General features: G+C 68.6%; 14 protein-coding genes. 9 read left to right on the forward strand and 5 right to left on the reverse strand.

Going from position 1 to position 18361, the window contains the following annotated elements; translation table 11 throughout:
• Window positions 1-3: 3 nt before the first annotated feature.
• Entirely contained in the window at window positions 4-969 is a 966-nt protein-coding gene (locus GO308_RS11965; protein ID WP_066480658.1) for a P-loop NTPase, read from the reverse strand.
• Window positions 970-1039: 70 nt separating this feature from the next.
• Here GO308_RS11965 and GO308_RS11970 point away from each other — a divergent pair, with 70 nt between their 5' ends.
• The 4 genes from GO308_RS11970 to GO308_RS11985 all read left to right on the forward strand — a co-directional run bounded on the left by GO308_RS11970 (window position 1040) and on the right by GO308_RS11985 (window position 6317).
• Window positions 1040-2140 carry a protease modulator HflK gene (locus tag GO308_RS11970; RefSeq protein ID WP_066674425.1) on the forward strand — a complete coding sequence of 367 codons (1101 nt, stop codon included), beginning with the start codon at window positions 1040-1042 and terminating at the stop codon, window positions 2138-2140.
• On the forward strand, window positions 2137-3009 hold the full coding sequence (locus GO308_RS11975) for a protease modulator HflC (RefSeq protein WP_066480662.1): 873 nt from the start codon (window positions 2137-2139) through the stop codon (window positions 3007-3009). Before GO308_RS11970 ends, GO308_RS11975 begins: the two co-directional genes overlap by 4 nt.
• 108 nt (window positions 3010-3117) lie before the next feature.
• Window positions 3118-4611, forward strand: coding sequence for a Do family serine endopeptidase (locus GO308_RS11980; RefSeq protein ID WP_240885591.1), 1494 nt, complete (start codon window positions 3118-3120; stop codon window positions 4609-4611).
• A gap of 62 nt (window positions 4612-4673) precedes the next feature.
• Window positions 4674-6317, forward strand: coding sequence for a helicase HerA-like domain-containing protein (locus GO308_RS11985; protein WP_240885592.1), 1644 nt, complete (start codon window positions 4674-4676; stop codon window positions 6315-6317).
• A gap of 13 nt (window positions 6318-6330) precedes the next feature.
• Here GO308_RS11985 and GO308_RS11990 read toward each other — a convergent pair whose 3' ends face one another.
• The 3 genes from GO308_RS11990 to queF form a co-directional block, all read right to left on the reverse strand.
• Window positions 6331-7611 carry a glycoside hydrolase family 130 protein gene (locus GO308_RS11990; protein ID WP_240885593.1) on the reverse strand — a complete coding sequence of 427 codons (1281 nt, stop codon included), beginning with the start codon at window positions 7609-7611 and terminating at the stop codon, window positions 6331-6333.
• A 43-nt stretch (window positions 7612-7654) separates the two neighbouring features.
• The gene (locus GO308_RS11995) at window positions 7655-9946 is read right to left on the reverse strand and encodes a glycosyltransferase family 4 protein (protein WP_066674417.1); all 2292 of its coding nucleotides are present in this window, start codon (window positions 9944-9946) and stop codon (window positions 7655-7657) included.
• 166 nt (window positions 9947-10112) lie between these two features.
• Complete coding sequence (gene queF / locus GO308_RS12000; RefSeq protein ID WP_240885594.1) at window positions 10113-10559, reverse strand: preQ(1) synthase; 447 nt, start codon at window positions 10557-10559, stop codon at window positions 10113-10115.
• A gap of 29 nt (window positions 10560-10588) precedes the next feature.
• On the opposite strand from queF, the gene GO308_RS12005 reads away from it, so the two are divergent.
• The 5 genes from GO308_RS12005 (at window position 10589) to GO308_RS12025 (ending at window position 16729) form a co-directional block, all read left to right on the forward strand.
• Complete coding sequence (locus GO308_RS12005) at window positions 10589-12142, forward strand: cryptochrome/photolyase family protein (RefSeq protein WP_276616526.1); 1554 nt, start codon at window positions 10589-10591, stop codon at window positions 12140-12142.
• Between the two features lie 60 nt (window positions 12143-12202).
• Entirely contained in the window at window positions 12203-13042 is an 840-nt protein-coding gene (gene sseA, locus GO308_RS12010) for a 3-mercaptopyruvate sulfurtransferase (protein ID WP_066480672.1), read from the forward strand.
• Window positions 13043-14239, forward strand: coding sequence for a cystathionine beta-lyase (gene metC, locus GO308_RS12015; RefSeq protein WP_240885595.1), 1197 nt, complete (start codon window positions 13043-13045; stop codon window positions 14237-14239).
• Window positions 14236-15516, forward strand: coding sequence for a mechanosensitive ion channel domain-containing protein (locus GO308_RS12020; protein WP_066480674.1), 1281 nt, complete (start codon window positions 14236-14238; stop codon window positions 15514-15516). The genes metC and GO308_RS12020 overlap by 4 nt, the downstream gene beginning before the upstream one ends.
• Window positions 15517-15580: 64 nt before the next feature.
• Window positions 15581-16729, forward strand: coding sequence for a GNAT family N-acetyltransferase (locus tag GO308_RS12025; RefSeq protein WP_240885596.1), 1149 nt, complete (start codon window positions 15581-15583; stop codon window positions 16727-16729).
• Here GO308_RS12025 and GO308_RS12030 read toward each other — a convergent pair.
• Complete coding sequence (locus GO308_RS12030) at window positions 16713-18311, reverse strand: hypothetical protein (RefSeq protein ID WP_066480677.1); 1599 nt, start codon at window positions 18309-18311, stop codon at window positions 16713-16715. The genes GO308_RS12025 and GO308_RS12030 overlap by 17 nt on opposite strands.
• Window positions 18312-18361 lie beyond the last annotated feature (50 nt).

Consider the following 18361-nt stretch of genomic DNA (forward strand, 5'->3'; position numbering starts at 1 on the left):
CGTTCAGCGCGCCGGCTGGTCGAGCCACGCCGCGACGCCGGCGGCCAGCCCGGCGAAGATCGCGGCATCGGCACTTTCGCCCGCGGCCGGCGGCGTGCCCGCGTCCGATGCGGTGCGGATCGCCAGCGTCAGCGGGATCCGGCCCAGGAAGGGCACCCCCAGCGCCTGCGCCGCCGCCTGTGCGCCGCCATGCCCGAACGGGTCGGACATCTCGCCGCAATGCGGACAGGCATAGCCCGCCATGTTCTCGACCACGCCGATGATCGGCACCTTTGCGGTCGCGAACAGGTCGATCGCGCGGCGCGCGTCGATCAGCGCCAGGTCCTGGGGGGTGGACACGATCACCGCGCCCGCCGGGCGGTGCTTCTGGATCATGGTCAGCTGGACGTCGCCGGTGCCCGGCGGCAGGTCGAGCAGCAGCACGTCGTGCGCGCCCCAGTCGCCGTCGACCAGCTGGCCGAGCGCGCCGCCCGCCATCGGCCCGCGCCACGCGATCGCCTGGCCGGGCGCGACCAGCTGCCCCATCGACAGCAGCGGCACGCCATAAGGGGTTTCGACCGGCACCAGCATCTTGTCGCGCGCCTGCGGCTTGACGCCTTCGACGCCGAGCAGCTTGGGCTGCGACGGGCCATAGATGTCGGCGTCGACCACGCCGACGCGTCGCCCGGTCCGCGCAAGCGCGATGGCCAGGTTGGCGGTCAGCGTCGACTTGCCGACCCCGCCCTTGCCGCTCGCCACCGCGATCAGCCGCCGGTCGACCCGCGTGCTCGTCAGCGCGACGCGCACCTCGCGCACGCCGGGCGCGTCGCCCGCCGTCCGCTGTGCGGCCTGTTCGAGCGCGTCGCGCGCCGGGGCGGCGAGCCCGGTCACGTCCAGGATGATGCTGGCGCGGCCGTCGTTGAGCCGCGCCGTCGCGCGGCCGGCGCAAACGGGGTCGAGCAGCGCCTGGAGTTGGGCTTGGGTCGTCATCACGCGCCAGATAAGGCGTGCGCCGCGTGTTACCACTGTAAATCGCAGGCGAGCCTCCTATAAAGAGGACATGCGAAAGATGATTGGCTGGCTGCCCGGTGCCGGGATTTTGCGGAACGACAATCCCAAGGGCCCGTGGGGCAATGGCTCCGGCGGCGGTTCGGGCGGCGACGGGTCGGGGCCGCGCAATCCCTGGGCGTTCCCGCCGGAGGGCCGGCGGCCGAAGAGCGGCGCGACCTCGCTCGACGAATTCCTGAAGCGCGCGCGGCGCAACGGCGGCGGCGGGTTGAAGACGCCGGGCGGCCCGGCGCTGTGGTGGATCGGCGGCGCGCTGATCGTCGGCCTGTGGATCCTGCTGTCGTCGGTTCATTCGGTCGGCCCGCAGCAGCGCGGCGTCGCGACGCTGTTCGGCCGCTATTATTCGACGCTGACGCCCGGGGTGCAGTTCACGCTGCCCGCGCCGCTGATGCAGGTCGAGCTGGTCGATGTCGAACGCAACCGCGAGGAAGTGTTCCCGACCAACGCGACCGAGAATCTGATGCTGACCGGCGACCAGAACATCGTCGATCTGTCCTATCAGGTGCGCTGGAACATCAAGGATCCCGAAGCCTATGTCTTCCAGATCGCGCGGCCCGAGGAGACGGTGCGCGCGACCGCGGAGAGCGCGATGCGCGCATCGGTAGCGACGGTCAGCCTCAACCAGGCGATCGGCGCGGGCCGCGCCGCGATCGAGGTCGACGTCCAGCGCCGGATGCAGGCGATGCTCGACGAATATGGTTCGGGGGTCGAGGTGCTCGGCGTCGCGATCAAGCAGGCCAATCCCCCCGCGGCGGTGGACGAGGATTTCAAGGCGGTGACCGCCGCGCAGCAGGAGGCCCAGTCCAACCTCAACCGCGCACGCGCCTATGCGCAACAGGTGATCGCGCGTGCCCAGGGCGACGCGGCCGAGTTCGACAAGATCTACGAGCAATATCGCCTGGCGCCCGACGTGACGCGCCGGCGGCTTTATTACGAGACGATGGAGGAAGTGCTGGCGCGTTCGAACAAGACGATCGTCGAAACCCCCGGCGTGACGCCTTATCTGCCGCTGCCCGAGATCCAGCGCCGCAATAATGCGCCGCCGCCCGCCGCCCAGGCCGACGCCCCTGCGACGCCGGAGGGCGGGCGATGAATCTCGCGCTGCGCAATCCGCTGGCGATCGGGCTGCTGATCCTCGCCGCCGTCATCCTGCTGGTCAATTCAGTCGCGATCGTCCCCGAAACCAAGCAGGCGGTGATCCTGCGGCTCCAGCAGCCGCAGGGCGTCGTCAACCAGTATCAGCCGGGCGAGCGGTTCGGCAGCACCGGGGCGGGGATCGTCGGACGCATCCCGTTCCTCGACCGCGTCGTGTTCGTCGACAAGCGCGTGCTCGATGTCGAGCTCGACAACCAGCAGGTGCTGTCGATCGACCAGCTGCGGCTTCAGGTCGACGCGTTCGCGCGCTTCCGCATCACCAATCCGCTGCGCGCCGTCGTCTCGACCGGCTCGGCGGGCAACACCGAACAGCTGATCGCCGACCGGCTCCAGCCGATCCTGGGATCGACGCTGCGCAACGAGCTGGGCAAGCGGCCCTTCGCCGCGCTGCTCAGCCCCGAACGCGGCCAGGTGATGGAGAATATCCAGTTCGAGCTCAACAAGATCGCGGGCCAATATGGCGCGCAGATCGTCGACGTCCGGATCAAGCATGCCGACCTGCCGACCGGCAGCCCGCTCGACAGCGCGCTGCAGCGGATGCGCACCGCGCGCAATCAGGAGGCGCTGACCATCCAGGCGCAGGGCCGGCGCGAGGCGCAGATCGTCCAGGCCAACGCCCAGGCGCAGGCCGCCCAGATCTATGCCCAGAGCTTTGGCAAGGATGCCGATTTCTATGAGTTCTGGCGGGCGATGCAGTCCTATCGCCGGACCTTCGGCGCCGACGGTTCGACGACCACCGGCGAAACCTCGATCATCCTGTCGCCCAACAACGCCTATCTGCGGCAGTTCGAGGGCGGCGGGCGATGACCGGACAGACGCCGTTCCCGCGCGGATATTCAAACAGGGTTCAGCAAGAATTGGCCAGATAGCCGGGTTATTTCCCGGCGACCGGACCTAAGAGAGGAAAGCTCCATCGTGCGCTACGCTTACGCCATCACTTCCGCCCTGCTGCTCGGCGGCACCGCCGCCACGCTCGCGCTCCAGCCGCCGGCCGGGGCGCAGACCGCCCAGAACGAACCCGGCGCGATCAACGCCGCCAGCCCGCGCGGCGGCGCGCCGATGAGCTTTGCCGACATGGTCGCCCGGCTCCAGCCGGCGGTGGTCAACATTTCGACCACCCAGCGCGTCCAGGTCAGCGCCAACCCGTTCCAGGGCACGCCGTTCGAAAACTTCTTCGGGGGCCAGCAGGGCGGCCGCCCCGTCACGCGCGAAGCCGAATCGCTCGGATCGGGCTTCCTGATCTCCGAAGACGGCTACGTCGTCACCAACAACCACGTGATCTCCGCCGGCGCGCGCGGCGCAATGGTCGAATCGATCACCGTGACGCTCGCCGACCGGCGCGAATTCAAGGCGACCGTGGTCGGGCGCGACGTCCGGTCCGACCTGGCGGTGCTGAAGATCGAGGGTGACAACCTGCCCTTCGTCAAGTTCGGCGATTCGCGCCAGGCGCGCGTCGGCGACTGGGTGGTCGCGATCGGCAACCCGTTCGGGCTCAGCGGCTCGGTCAGCGCCGGCATCATCTCCGCGGTCAACCGCGTCACTGGCCCCTATGACAAGTTCATCCAGACCGACGCCTCGATCAATCGCGGCAATTCGGGCGGGCCGATGTTCGACCTGCAGGGCAACGTGATCGGCATCAACAGCCAGATCCTGTCGCCCAGCGGCGGCAATGTCGGCATCGGCTTCGCGATCCCCGCCGAGCAGGCCAAGCCGATCGTCGACACGCTGATGAAGGGCCAGTCGGTCCAGCGCGGCTATCTGGGCGTCGGCATCCAGCCGCTGACCGACGATATCGCCTCGGCGCTCGACCTCCCCAAGGATCGCGGCGAGATCATCAGCCGTATCGAGCCGGGCCAGGCCGCCGAAAAGGCCGGCATCCGTGTCGGCGACGTCATCGTCCGCGTCGGCGGCAAGGACGTTACCCCCGAACAGACGCTCAGCAACCTGATCGCCGCGGTGCCGCCGGGCACGCGCGTGCCGCTGGAACTGATCCGCGACGGCCGTCGCCAGACGCTGAACGTCGCGGTCGGCACCCGCCCGCCGGAAGAGGAACTGGCCGGGTTCCAGATGGACGAAGGCCAGCCCGATGAGCCCGATGCGGTGCCCGCCTCGTCCGCGATCGGCATGTCGGTCCAGGCGCTGACCCCCCAGATCGCGCAGACTGTCGGCGTGCCCCAGGACACGCGCGGCGTGGTCGTCGCCGCGGTCGATCCGTCGAGCGACGCGGCGGCCAAGGGGCTGCGGCGCGGTGACGTGGTGACCGCGGTCAACCGCACGCCCGTCACCAGCCCGGCCGATTTCGAGCGCCTGGTCGGCCAGGCGCGCACCGCCAACCGCGATTCGGTGCTGATGCTGGTCACGCGCCGCGGCGGCGTGTCGCAGTTCGTGGCGGTCAAATTCGGATCGTGATGACGAACGGCTGACCGCGCGCCACAATCCGGCTATGCCATCCGCCTGATCGGGAGGATGGCATGACGGACGCGGCGACCCTTTACATCGGTGCAGGCATGGGCGGCGTCGCCCCGCAGGCATTGGTGCTGAAACGTGCCAATCGCCACGGGCTGATCGCCGGCGCGACCGGCACCGGCAAGACGGTGACGCTGCAGGGCATGGCCGAGGGGTTCAGCCGCGCCGGCGTGCCGGTGTTCGTCGCGGACGTGAAGGGCGACATCGCCGGCCTGGGCATGGCGGGGTCGCCGACGGCGAAGGTCCACGCGCCGTTCGCGCAGCGCGTCGCCGACATCGGCTATGAAGGCTGGAGCTATGCCGCCGCCCCGGTGCAGCTGTGGGACCTGTTCGGCGAACAGGGCCATCCGATCCGCGCGACCGCGTCGGAGATGGGGCCGCTGCTCCTGTCGCGCCTGCTCAACCTCAACGACACCCAGGAAGGCGTGCTGACCATCGCCTTCCACCTCGCGGACGAGGAGGGGCTGCTGCTGCTCGATCTCGACGATGTCCAGGCGATGCTGGTCCATTGCGCCGAACGCGCGGACGAGCTGTCGACCCGCTACGGCAATGTGACCAACGCGAGCGTGGGGGCGATCCAGCGCCAGCTGCTGCAACTGCGCAGCCAGGGCGGCGACCATTTCTTCGGCGAGCCCGCGCTCGACCTGGCCGACTTCATCCGCACGGATGACAATGGTCACGGCGTCATCAACATCCTTGCCGCCGACAAGCTGATGGCCAGCCCCCGGCTCTACGCCACCTTCCTGCTGTGGATGCTCTCCGAACTGTTCGAGACGCTTCCCGAGGTCGGCGACCCGGACAAGCCCAAGCTCGTCTTCTTCTTCGACGAAGCTCACTTGTTGTTCGACGATGCGCCAGAGGCGCTGACCGAGAAGATCGAGCAGGTGGTGCGCCTGATCCGATCAAAGGGGGTGGGCGTCTATTTCGTCACCCAGAACCCGGTCGATATTCCCGATGCCGTGGCGGGCCAGCTCGGCAACCGCGTCCAGCATGCGCTGCGCGCCTTCACGCCCAAGGAGCAGCGCGCGATCAAGGCGGCGGCGGAGACCTTTCGCCCGAATCCGGCGATCGAGGTCGGCAGCGCGATCACCGAGCTCAAGGTCGGCGAGGCGCTGGTCTCGCTGCTCCAGGCCGATGGCTCGCCCAGCCCGGTCGAACGCACGCTGATCGCGCCGCCGCGCTCGCGGGTGGGCGTGCTCACCCCGGTCGAACGCGGCGTGCTGATCGAGACCGACGCCGTCGGCGACAAATACGACACCCGCATCGATCGCGAATCGGCGGAGGAGCTGCTGGGGGCCAAGGCAGCCGAGGCCGCCGCTGCCGCCGAAGCGGCGAAAGCCGAGGTCGAGGCCGAAAAGCAGGCGGCGGCCGAGGCGAAGGAAGCCGCCCGCGTTGCCAAGGAAGCCGAGCGCGCGCGGATCGCCGCCGAACGCGAGGAAGCCAAGCGCCAGCGCGAGGCCGATCGGGCTGCCGCCGCATCGCCATGGAACAAGGCAGCGACGTCGGCAACGCGATCGGCGGCGTCGACCGTCGGGCGCACCGTCGCCAATGAAGTGACCAAGGCGATCTTTGGCGGCACGTCGCGCGGCAAGCAGAGCCTGGGTGCCAAGCTGGTCCGCGGGGTGCTGGGCGGCCTGTTCCGGGGCTGAGCCGCCGGGGCCGCTACATCACCTTGAGCAGCGACTGAATCGGCACGAAGGCGAACGCGATCGAGCTGTCCGCGACGCCATAGGGAATGAACAGCGTGTGATCGTAGCGGATCGCGCCGCAGCTGTAGACGACGTTGGGCACATAGCCTTCACGGTCCTGATCGGCCGCCGCCAGGATCGGCTCGCGCGTGCGGCCGAGCACCTTTGACGGATCGGCCTTGTCGAGCAGCACCGCGCCGATCGAATATTTGCGCATCGCGCCGACGCCGTGGGTGAGCAGCAGCCAGCCCTCGTCGAGCTCGATCGGCGGGCCGCAATTGCCGATCTGGACCAGCTCCCACGGATAATGCGGTTCAAGCAGGCGCGTGCCCTCGTTCCAGTGGGTCAGGTTGTGCGAGCGGATCAGGAACAGGTTCTCGCCGTCCTGGCGCCCGATCATCAGATACTCGCCGTCGATCTGGCGCGGGAACAGCGCCATCCCCTTGTTGCGCGCCGCCGATCCCGACATCGGTACCATGTCGAACGCGCGGAAATCGCGGGTGCGCAGCAGCTCCGACTGGATCATCGAGCCGTTGTAGGCGGTATAGGTGCCGATCCATTCAAACGACCCGTCGGCGTGTATGAAGCGGGTGAGGCGCAGGTCCTCCAGCCCGTTCGACTGGGCGTGGGTGATCGGGAACAGGACCGTGCCCGACAGGGTGCTGTCGCGGTGGCGGTGAACGGTCACCGCGCCTTCGGGCACGCAATCCTCAAGGCACACCGCGTCGGCGGAGGTGGCAAAGGGTGGCTGGGGCGCCAGTTCGAGCTGGTTGCCGGTGCTCAGCACGCCTTCGCGGAACGCGATCGACGAGATGTGGCCCTCGCCGACCGCGCGCATCGACATCAGGATGCGCATGCTGCCCGGCGGCATGCCCGACTGGTCGGGGTGGGGGACCGCGCTCGGGTTCATCAGCGCGGCGGCGGCATAGCTGTATTCGTGGCAGAAATAGGCGCCGATCAGCTGGCGCTTGTCGTCGCCGATCTGCGATCCGTCCAGCCCCAGCACGGCTTCGATCTCGTCATAGCGGGTCATGAACACGCGCCGCGTCTGCCAATGGCGCGCCTCGAAATCCTTGAGCACGTCCTGAAGCTGCGCCCGCGCCTCGCGCGGGGACATGTCGAGCACCTCGCGGACCAGGCGTTCGGTGCGGCTCGGTGAATTGCCGTTGCGCTGCCAGCCGATGTGAAACGGACGTACCACCACACGCGACGGATCGGCGCGCAGACGCACCGGGTGGTTAAACAGATCGAGCATCCGGCCCCCCACGCCCATCACGCGCCGCCATGGGCATTGTCGGTCAAGCGACGACGCGATGCCGATCTGCCACGTTTCCGGCCTGATTTGAAAGCGCGTAAATCGCCGACGAGGCAAGTTGCAGCGCCAGGATAGATTCGGCGCCCTGGTTGCGGTTGAGCCCGGTCGGCATCAGCCCGTCGAAACAGCCGCCATCCTGCACGCTCGCCAGCGGCAGGCCCAGGTCGTTGTGGCCGAGATACCAGCGATAGGCGCGCATCGCCTCGTCGATCCAGCGCGCATCCCCGGTCGCGGCGTGCGCGGCGGCACAGGCATCGATCGTCGCCTGCGCCTCCAGCGGCTGTTGGTCGAACTGCATCGGGTCGGCATAAGCGCGCCCGAAGCTCTCGGTGCCGACCGCACGGAACCGGCCCTCGGGCGACGTCTGGCGCGCGACGATCCACTCCAGCGTCTGCAGCCCGACCTTGACGAAATTCTGACGATCCAGCGCGATGCCGGCGCGGATCAGCGCCTCGGGCAGGCGCGCATTGTCATAGGCCAGCACGATCTCGAACCACTGCCATTCCGGCCGCCGCGCCTGATCGAGCAACGCGATCAGCTCTTCACCGAAGCGCGAAAGGATGCGGGTCGCAAGGGCATGTCCGGGATGCGCGGAGACGATCGCCGCCGCACCCAGCATCGCAAAGGCGCGCGCGCGCGGGCTGCCCAGTTCCCACGCGATCTCGCCCGCCTGGTCGAACAGGATGCGCGCCCAGTCGCGATGCTTGGCGAGATGCGCCTCCGCGGCGGTCACGCCCAGCGCCCACAAGGCGCGGCCGTTCGAATCCTCCGATCCGGCATCCTCGCACCAGCTGCGGTCGAACCGCATGAAATTGCGGAACCGCCGCGCATCGGGATTCCAGGCGTATTGGACAAAGGCCGCGTAGATGGTGGTCCAACGGTCGCGGGTCTCGGCATCGAGGCCGGGCATCCGGCTCATCAAGATCAGCGCGCGGGCATTGTCGTCGATGCAATAGCCGTGCGCACGATCGGGCACCGAATAGATCGAATGCTGAAGCATGCCGGTCGCGTCGCTCATCCGTTCGATCGCGGCCAGGTCGGGGCGGAGCGGCGTGATCGGGACGTCGCCCAGCGTATTGCGCTGCAGCCGGCGCGGATGCCCGGCGACCATCGGGGCGATCAACGCCATGCTCGCCTCCGCCAGGCACGGCCACAGCATCGTGCGGCCGCGCGCATAGGCGCGCCGCGCGATCGTGTCGCGCCGGACCGGGTCGGCGAGCAGGCCCGCGATCGCGCGCGCAAATGCGGCGCTGTCGCCGAACGGGACGATCACGCCATGGCCATCGGCCAGGATTTCGTTGGCGTGGACATAGGGGGTGGCGATCACCGGCTTGCCCATCGCGACGGCATAGGACAGCGTGCCCGACGTGATCTGCGCCGGATTGACATAGGGCGTGACGTAGAGGTCGGCGGCCTGGAGATAATCGAGCAGGTCGTCTTCCTCGACAAAGGCGTCGACGAACTGGATGTTGTCGGCGACCCCCAGCCGCGCAGCCTCCGCGATCAGGCCGTCGCGATACGCCTCGCCTTCGTGCGCGACCAGATTGGGGTGGGTGGCGCCCAGCACGACATAGAGCATGCGGGGGTGCGCGCGCACGATTTCGGGCAGCGCCGCGATCACCGTCTCGATCCCCTTGCTGGGCGCGAGCAGGCCGAAGGTGAGGACAACAGGGCGGTCCTCCCACCCGAAACGCGGCTTCATCACTGCGGTGTCGATCAGCGCGCGGTCGGGCACGCCATGCGGGATCACGGCAATCCGGTCGGCCGGTAGGTCGTGCACCTGCGCCAGGATCTCGCGCCCGCGCTCAGCCATCACGACCACGCGCGCCGCGCGGCGCAGCAGTGCGTCCATCACCCGCCGTTCGTCGGCGCTCGGCCGTTCGAGCACGGTGTGGAGCATGACGATGACGGGGATGCTCAGCTGGTCGAGCAGGCTCAGCAGATATTCGCCCGCCGGCCCGCCATAGATGCCATATTCGTGCTGAACGAACAGCGCGCGCGCACCGCTCGCCTCGATCCGGCGCGCCGCGTCGAGATAGGCGGCGCGGTCATGCTGGTCGATCGCGGCGGTGACGGCGGCGGGATAGTCGTAGCGGCCGGGATGGTCGTCCATCGCATAGACGTCGACGGTCAGGTCGGGGAAGCGTTGGGTGAGCGCGGCGTGGACATGCGTGGTGAACGTCGCCAGACCGCATTTGCGCGGCAGGAAATTCCCGATGAGTGCAATGTGATTGACCGTGTTGGCCTGTGCGGCCACCGTCGCTCCGTCCCGCATGTTCCCAGTTCCTCGCGCGTGCGAGGCGGATCGACTCTTCGCTCCGCCTCATTCGTCAAAACCGAGCCTATCAAAGATAGTTGCATGAATGCTGCGATGCAGCAAGATTGAATCGCAAAATTGGCGCGCACGGGCACGGGTCGCCGGGTTGCGTCGCCTGTCGCGCTCAGCCGCGGCCGCGATAGCCGGCCACGCCCTGATCGGGCACCCACAGCCCCTCCGGCGCCGGCCCGGATTGCCAGAACACGTCGATCGGGATGCCGCCGCGCGGATACCAATAACCGCCGATGCGCAGCCATTTCGGCTTCATCTCGTCGAACAGCCGCGCGCCGATCCCGACGGTGCAATCTTCGTGGAAGGCCTGATGGTTGCGGAAGCTGCCCAGGAACAGCTTGAGCGACTTCGATTCGACGATGGTGGCGTCCGGCGCGTAGTCGATCACCAGATGCGCGAAATCGGGCTGCGCGGTCACCGGGCACAGCGACGTGAACTCGGGCGCGGCGAAGCGGACCAGATAAAGCTGGCCAGGGCGCGGATTGGGAACATAATCGAGCGTCGCTTCTTCTGGCGATTGCGGGAGCGCGCTGGACTGGCCAAGGAATTTCGGGGTCATCGGCGCGGATATAGGGGCGGGGCGACAAATTGGAACGGCCGATCGACACGCTGATCCCGGTGCTGGGTGACCAGTTGAGCCTGGACCTCTCGTCGCTTGCCGCCGCCGACCCCGCCACCGCGCGCGTGCTGATGATGGAGGTGGCGGACGAGGCAAGCTATGTCCGCCATCATCCCAAGAAGATCGCGCTCCTGTTCGCCGCGATGCGCCACCATGCCGACGCGCTGCGCGCCGCGGGCTGGACGGTCGACTATGTGACGATCGACGATCCCGAAAACAGCGGCAGCTTCACCGGCGAAGTCGCCCGCGCGGTCGCCCGCCACGATCCCGCGCGCATCGTCGTGACGGAGGCCGGCGAATGGCGCGTCATGGCGATGATCGACCAGTGGCAGACCCGGTTCGGTCGCCCGGTCGATGTCCGCCCCGACACGCGCTTCATCGCCAGCCATGCCGATTTCGACGCCTGGGCGGCGGGGCGCAAGCAGCTGCGCATGGAGTTCTTCTATCGCGAGATGCGGCGCAAGACCGGCCTGTTGATGAACGGCGACCAGCCCGAAGGCGGCGCGTGGAATTACGACAAGGAGAACCGCAAGCCTGCGCCGCGCGACCTGATGATGCCGCGCCCCTTGTCGTTCGCGCCCGACGCCGTGACGCGCGAGGTGCTCGCTCTGGTGGCGGCGCGCTTCGGCAATCATCCCGGCCGCCTCGACGGCTTCGACTTCGCCGTCACCCGCGCCGATGCGCTGCGCCAGCAAGGGCACTTCCTCGACCACGCGCTCGCCAGCTTCGGCGATTATCAGGACGCGATGCTGACCGACCAGCCGTTCCTGTGGCACTCGATCCTGTCGCCCTATCTCAATTGCGGGCTGCTCGACCCGCTCGACCTGTGCCGCGAGGTCGAGGCGCGCTACCGCGCCGGACGGGTGCCGCTCAACGCGGCCGAAGGCTTCATCCGCCAGATCATCGGCTGGCGCGAATATGTCCGCGGCATTTATTGGCGTGAGGGGCCGGACTATCCGCAGCGCAATTTCCTCGACGCCAAACGCCCGCTGCCCGGCTGGTACTGGACCGGCGAGACCGACCTGCACTGCCTTGCCCAGGCAATCGGCCAGACGCTCGACCATGCCTATGCCCACCACATCCAGCGGCTGATGGTGACCGGCAATTTCGCCATGCTGATCGGGGCCGATCCGGTCGAGGTGCAGCGCTGGTACCTCGAAGTCTATGCCGACGCCTATGAATGGGTGGAGGCGCCCAATGTGCTCGGCATGAGCCAGTTCGGCGACGGCGGGTTGCTGGCGTCCAAACCCTATGCGTCGTCGGGGGCATATATCGACCGGATGTCGGATTATTGCGGTCATTGCCGCTATGACGTGAAGCAGCGCACCGGCCCGGATGCGTGTCCGTTCAACGCGCTCTACTGGGACTTCCTGGCGCGCAACCGCCCGCGCCTCGGGAAGAATCAGCGCCTTGCCATGCCCTATCGCAACTGGGACCGCATGGACGAAAAGACGCAAGCCGGGATACGCGCGCAGGCCAAAGGGTTTCTGGACCATCTCGACGCGGGCGGCGGTTATTCCTAAAGCGGAAGCGACAGGGGCCGCGCGCCAGCGGCACAGGGCACAATTCAGGAGACGATCGACATGCAATCGCTGGTGACGACCGAATGGCTGGCGGGTGAGCTTGGCGCGAACGACCTGCGTGTCGTCGATGCGACCTATTTCCTGGCGGAGCACGGCCGCAACGCCGCCGCGGAATATGAGGCCGCGCATATTCCGGGCGCGGTGTTCATGGACTTGGCCGACATCGCCGACGCCAATACCAGCCTGCCGTCGATGCTGCCCCCGCCCGAAAAATTCGCCAGCCGCATGCAGTCGCTGGGGCTGGGCGATGGCAGCCGCATCGTCCTTTACGACAATTCGCCGCTCAAGACCGCGGCGCGCGCCTGGTGGATGCTGCGCCATTTCGGCGCGCACGACGTCGCGATCCTCGACGGCGGCCTTGCCAAGTGGCAGGCCGAGGGGCGCGAGGTGAAGTCGGGCAAGGAAACGCTGCGCCATCGCCACTTCACGGTGTGGGCCGACGACAAGAGCGTGCGCACGCTCGACCAGATGAAGGCCAATGTCGACAGCGGTGCCGAACAGGTGGTCGACGCGCGTTCGGCCGCGCGCTTCACCGGGGAAGAGCCCGATCCGCGTCCTGCGACGCATGCCGGCCATATTCCGGGGTCGAAGAACCTGCCCTATGGCGAGCTGTTCAACGATGACGGCACCTACAAGCAGGGCGACGCGCTGAAAGCCGCATTTGCGGACGCGGGTATCGACGTGACGAAGCCGGTGGTCACCACCTGCGGTTCGGGGATCACGGCGGCAGTGCTGCTGTTCGGTCTCCACCTGCTCGGCAATTCGGCGGCGCTCTATGACGGCGCGTGGTCGGAATGGGGCGCGGACCGCTCGACGCCGAAGGCGATGGGCGCGGCCTGAATGGCGGGGGGCGGCGACCGCGACCGGGGCGACGATACGCGCCTGGTCACGGCCGGCCGCCGCCCGGAATGGACGACGGGCATCGTCAACCCGCCGGTCTGGCGCGCGTCGACGATCCTGTACGATTCGGTCGCCGACCTGCGCGCCACCGCGCGCAGCGATACCCACCACACGCTGTTCTACGGCCGACGCGGCACACCGACCCAGTGGGCGCTCGCCGACGCGCTGACCGCGCTCGAGCCTGGGGCGGAGGCGACCTTCCTCTACCCCTCCGGCGTCGCGGCGATCGCCGCCGCGTTGCTTGCGGTGCTGTCGCCCGGCGACGAGCTGCTGCTGACCGACAGCGCCTATGATCCGACGCGCAGCCTGGCGACGGGGCTGCTCCGGCGCATGGGCATCGCCACGTGCTTCTACGACCCGCTGATCGGCGCGGGGATCGCCGACCTGATCGGCCCGGCGACGCGCGCGATCTTCATGGAAAGCCCGGGCAGCCTGACCTTCGAGGTGCAGGACGTGCCCGCCATCGTCGCGGCGGCAAAGGCGCGCGGGGTGACGACGCTGATAGACAATACCTGGGCAACCCCGCTGCTGCTCCCCGTGATCGCGATGGGGGTCGACTATGCCATCCTGGCCTGCACCAAATATGTCGTCGGCCATTCCGACGTCATGCTGGGATCGGTCACCGCTGCGCCCGGCCGCTTCGCGGCGCTGCGCGAGACCAGCCACCAGCTCGGCCAGTGCGTCAGCCCCGACGACGCCTGGCTCGCCAGCCGCGGCCTGCGCACCCTGGGCGTGCGGATGCGCCAGCACGGCGCCAGCGCCCTCGCCATTGCCCGCTGGCTCGAATCGCGGCCCGAGGTGGCGCGGGTGCTCCACCCCGCGCTGCCCGGCTGTCCGGGGCACGACCTGTTCGCGCGCGACTTTCGCGGGTCGAGCGGGCTGTTCGCCTTCGTGCTCGCCGGCGGCGACGACGCGGCGCGGGCGGCGTTGATCGACGGGCTCGACCTGTTCGGCATCGGCTATAGCTGGGGCGGGTTCGAAAGCCTCGCGCTGCCGGTCGATCCGGCGCGCTATCGCACCGCCACCCGCTGGCAGGCCGAGGGGCCGGTCGTCCGGCTCCAGATCGGGCTGGAGGATCCCGCCGACCTGATCGCCGACCTCGCCGCCGGGCTCGACCGGTTCCGCGCGGCGACATGAAGCGGGTGACGGCCTGGTTCGGCGGCCTCGACGTCGCGGTGCCGACCACGCCCGAACTCGTCGAGCTCGCCGCCGCGAGCGGCCTGACGCTGGCGGCGCTGGCGGCCGGCGTTCTGATCGGCCGCGCGGTCGCCCCCCGGCTCACCCGGCTGGCGGAGGAGCGCGCCGGGCTGCACGGGGCGTTTGCGCCGCGCATCGGCGCCATCGTCCGCCATGCCGGTGCCGCGCTGCTGCTCGCGCTGATCTTCGCGGCGTGGCCCTGGCGACCGCTGGCGTCGCTGCCGATCGGCTTTGCCTGGAGCGCGGCGGCGGCACTGGCGGCGCTGGCGCTGCTGCGCGGCGTACGCCTCCCGCCCTTTGCGGCCTGGGGCGTCGCCGGCTTCGTCTTCGTCGCGCTGTTCAGTTCGGCGGTCGGCGGCCTGACGCCGGTCGCGACCACGCTCGACCGCGTCGGCATCGATGTCGGCGCGCGGCGCGTCAGTCTGTGGTCGGTCACCACCGTGCTGATCGCCGGGATCGTGCTGTTCGCCGCCGCCCGGCTCGCCAGCCGGGTGATCAATCATGCCATCGGCCAGTCGGCCGGCTTCGATCCCGCCCAGCGCGTGCTGTTCCAGAAGCTCGCGGGCATCGCGATCATCGTCGTCGCCTTCTTCGTGGGCGTCGACCTGCTCGGCATCGACCTCACCACCTTCGCGGTGTTTTCGGGCGCGCTCGGGCTGGCGGTCGGCTTCGGCCTGCAAAAGACGGTGGGCAACCTGATCGCCGGGATCATCCTGCTGATGGACCGGTCGATCAAGCCGGGCGACGTCATCGTCGTCGGCGACGATGCCGGCTGGGTCAAGAAGATCGGGGTGCGCGCGGTGTCGGTCATCACCCGCGACGGCAAGGAGCATCTGATCCCGAACGAGATCCTGATGACCGAGCGGGTCGAAAACTGGTCCTATTCGGATCGCAACGTGCGCGTGCGCATCCCGCTCGGTGTCGCCTATGGTTGCGACCTGCGGCTCGCGCAGCAACTGATGCTGCGCGCTGCCGAGGAAAGCCCCCGCGTGCTCAAATCGCCGCCGCCCAATGTCTGGCTGACCCAGTTCGGCGACAGCTCGGTCGATCATGAAATCCTGGCGTGGATCAGCGATCCCGAAGGCGGCGTCGGTAATGTGCGCTCCGACGTGCTCAACCGGGTGTGGTGGCTGTTCAAGGAACATGGCGTCGAAATCCCGTTCCCGCAACGCGACGTGCACGTGAAAAGCTGGCCCGGCGCCGCCCCGCCGGCGTGAACCCGGCGCGCCCTGCCCCGGGGGCGGCATTGCACCGTCGCCGACAGCCTCTACATCTGGCGCCGTGACGTCTCCGCCGCTCATCGCCCGTATTGCCGAAGGCGTCAGTGCGATCCCGGCCGCGCAGTGGGATGCGTGCGCGGGCGCGGACAACCCGTTCCTCGCCCATGCTTTTCTGACGATCCTGGAGGAATCGGGGTCGGTCGGGCCGGGTACCGGCTGGCAACCCGCGCCGATCATCATCGACGGTGCCGACGGGGCACCCGCCGCGATCGCGCCCGCCTATCTCAAGGGGCACAGCCAGGGCGAATATGTCTTCGACCATGGCTGGGCCGACGCGTGGCACCGCGCCGGCGGCCGTTATTATCCCAAGCTCCAGCTCGCGGTGCCCTTCACCCCGGTGCCGGGGCCGCGGCTGCTCATCCGGCCCGATGCGGGCGATCGCCGCGCGGGCGAGCTGATCGCCGCGATCGAATCGGTCGCGGTTCAGAACGGCCTGTCCTCGGCGCACGCGACCTTCGTCGCGCCCGGCCAGCTGCCGGTGTTCGAGCGCGCCGGCTGGCTGACCCGCGCGGGCGTGCAGTTCCACTGGCACAATCACGGCTATGACGACTTCGACGCCTTTCTCGGCGATCTCGCCAGCCGCAAGCGCAAGGCGATCCGCAAGGAGCGCGCCGCCGCGCTCGACGGGCTGCGCGTCGAGCACCTGACCGGCGGCGAGATCACCGAAGCGCATTGGGATGCGTTCTGGGACTTCTACCAGGATACCGGCGCGCGCAAATGGGGGCAGCCCTATCTGACCCGCAGCTTCTTCTCGCTGCTCGGCGAACGCATGGGCGACCGCGTGCTGCTGATGTTCGCGTTGCGCGGCGACCGGCCGATCGCGGGCGCGCTCAACCTGATCGGAGGCGACACGCTCTATGGCCGCTACTGGGGCTGCGTGGAGGACGTGCCCTTCCTCCATTTCGAACTGTGCTATTATCAGGCGATCGACGCCGCCATCGCGCGCGGCCTGGCAACAGTGGAGGCGGGCGCACAGGGCGAGCACAAGCTGGCGCGCGGCTATGTGCCGGTGACGACGTGGTCCGCCCATTATCTGCCCGACCCCGGTTTTCGTCGCGCCGTCGACGATTTCCTGGTGCGCGAGCGTGCCGCGGTCGCGGTCGAGCAGGAATATCTGGGCGAGCTGACGCCGTTCAGGAAGTCCGCATGAGCCAGTGGCGCGGCGTATCTTCCGGCCGCAGCTCGGCCGGTGGAATGCGCGGGTCGACGCGATAGAGGCCGCTGCGCCCGTTGCGCCATAGCGGCTGCAATCCCTGGTGCAGCCGCTCGTCATACGGGGGAGGCTGGATCATCCACACATGGTCGAACGCCTCGCGCGGAAAGCGGGTCAGCGCGCGCGCGACCGGCCGCCAATATTGGCGCGGACACTGGACATCCGTCACCAGCTCCGACGGATCGTGCGCGAACCGCCCCGCGATCTTGTAGCGGGTGGTCAGCAACTGGCCGCCCGCCATCGACCATTGGTCGTTGGCATAGGCCAGCCGCCGCGCCAGCGCGATGCCCGGCAAATGCTCCAGCCGGGTCATCCGCCATTCGTTGAAGCACGTCTCGCCGACAAAGGTCACCAGTCGTGACTGCATCGGCAACCGGTCGAGCGCGGCGAGCTCGCGGTCATAATCGCGGTCGTAAAGCCAGAAGCTGTACGTCGTGCCCGCGATACGCGCGCCGAAAAACGCCAGCCCCGCCGCCGCCAGCAGCGTCGCGCCGCGGATCGTCAGCCCCGGCTTTGGCCTGAGCGCGATCAGCGCGATCGCGAACAGATAGGGTGCCAGCCGCATGTCGGCATAGGCCGATCCGAACACCACGCGCGGCAGCAGGATGAAGATCGCGAGCAGGAAGACCACCGACGCGCTCAAATGGCGCGAATACTGGATGTTGGGATCGCGAAAGCCCTTGAACAGGATGAGATAGAGGATGCCGACCGAAGCGAGGTCGAACAGCTGCCAGCGGTCGCGCAGCACCATCGTCACCCACTGCATCTTCAGCCGCCAGTCGAACCAGTCGCCCGTCTGGCCGGTGGCATCGCCCGACGCGCGCCACGCCAGCATCAGGATGGCGGGGGGGAGCAGCGCGATACAGTGCACCCCCGCGTGAAACCACGGCGCGATCCAGCCGCCGCGTTTGTCGTGCTGGCGGATCAGCTCGGCCGAAAAGGCGAGCAGCCCCAGCGTCCCCCAGCCGAAGGTATGCGTGACCCAGATCACCAGCCCGATCGGCACAAACACCACCGCGCGCAGCCTGGTCTGCTCCAGCCGCGCCAGGCGCAGCCACAGCGCGAAGGCGTTGAGCGCCAGCGCCATCGACAGCGCGAAATTGACGAAGCCGAAATGGAAGGGGAAGCTGTAGGCGAGCGGGAGCGCGAACAGCGCGGTCGCCGGGATGCGGCCATGCACCTCGCGCGCGATCCACAGCAGACCAAGCACGGTCAGCGGCGGGATGGTCAGCACCACCAGCTTGACCGCGGGTTCCAGCCCGATCAGCGGCTCGAGCACGACCATCAGCAGGTCGAGGCCAAGATTGCCGATCAGCGCCCATTCAAACCGATACCATTCGTGCAGGTGCGGCGCGGCGTCCCATGCCTGCTGAACGCGATAGCGGCCCATATGGCCGGGCAGGTCGACCAGCGGCGGAATGTCGGGCCAGACCAGCGGAATGGCGGCGACGATCGCGGCGAGCACGACGAACCAGCGCGTCTGCCACCAGTGCAGCGGTCGGGGATCGGAAATGCCCATGCGACCGCGCTCATAGGAGCGCGCGCGCCCCCTTCGCAAGGGGCGCGCGC

Source organism: Sphingomonas sp. SFZ2018-12 (genome assembly GCF_022496715.1).
Taxonomy (GTDB): Bacteria; Pseudomonadota; Alphaproteobacteria; order Sphingomonadales; family Sphingomonadaceae; genus Sphingomonas.

Coding starts and splice junctions, on each gene's coding strand:
- GO308_RS11965 (WP_066480658.1), bottom strand. CDS start 969: ATGACGACCCAAGCCCAACTCCAGGCGCTGCTCGACCCCGTTTGCGCC.
- GO308_RS11970 (WP_066674425.1), top strand. CDS start 1,040: ATGCGAAAGATGATTGGCTGGCTGCCCGGTGCCGGGATTTTGCGGAAC.
- GO308_RS11975 (WP_066480662.1), top strand. CDS start 2,137: ATGAATCTCGCGCTGCGCAATCCGCTGGCGATCGGGCTGCTGATCCTC.
- GO308_RS11985 (WP_240885592.1), top strand. CDS start 4,674: ATGACGGACGCGGCGACCCTTTACATCGGTGCAGGCATGGGCGGCGTC.
- GO308_RS11990 (WP_240885593.1), bottom strand. CDS start 7,611: ATGCTCGATCTGTTTAACCACCCGGTGCGTCTGCGCGCCGATCCGTCG.
- GO308_RS11995 (WP_066674417.1), bottom strand. CDS start 9,946: ATGCGGGACGGAGCGACGGTGGCCGCACAGGCCAACACGGTCAATCAC.
- queF (WP_240885594.1), bottom strand. CDS start 10,559: ATGACCCCGAAATTCCTTGGCCAGTCCAGCGCGCTCCCGCAATCGCCA.
- sseA (WP_066480672.1), top strand. CDS start 12,203: ATGCAATCGCTGGTGACGACCGAATGGCTGGCGGGTGAGCTTGGCGCG.
- metC (WP_240885595.1), top strand. CDS start 13,043: ATGGCGGGGGGCGGCGACCGCGACCGGGGCGACGATACGCGCCTGGTC.
- GO308_RS12020 (WP_066480674.1), top strand. CDS start 14,236: ATGAAGCGGGTGACGGCCTGGTTCGGCGGCCTCGACGTCGCGGTGCCG.
- GO308_RS12030 (WP_066480677.1), bottom strand. CDS start 18,311: ATGGGCATTTCCGATCCCCGACCGCTGCACTGGTGGCAGACGCGCTGG.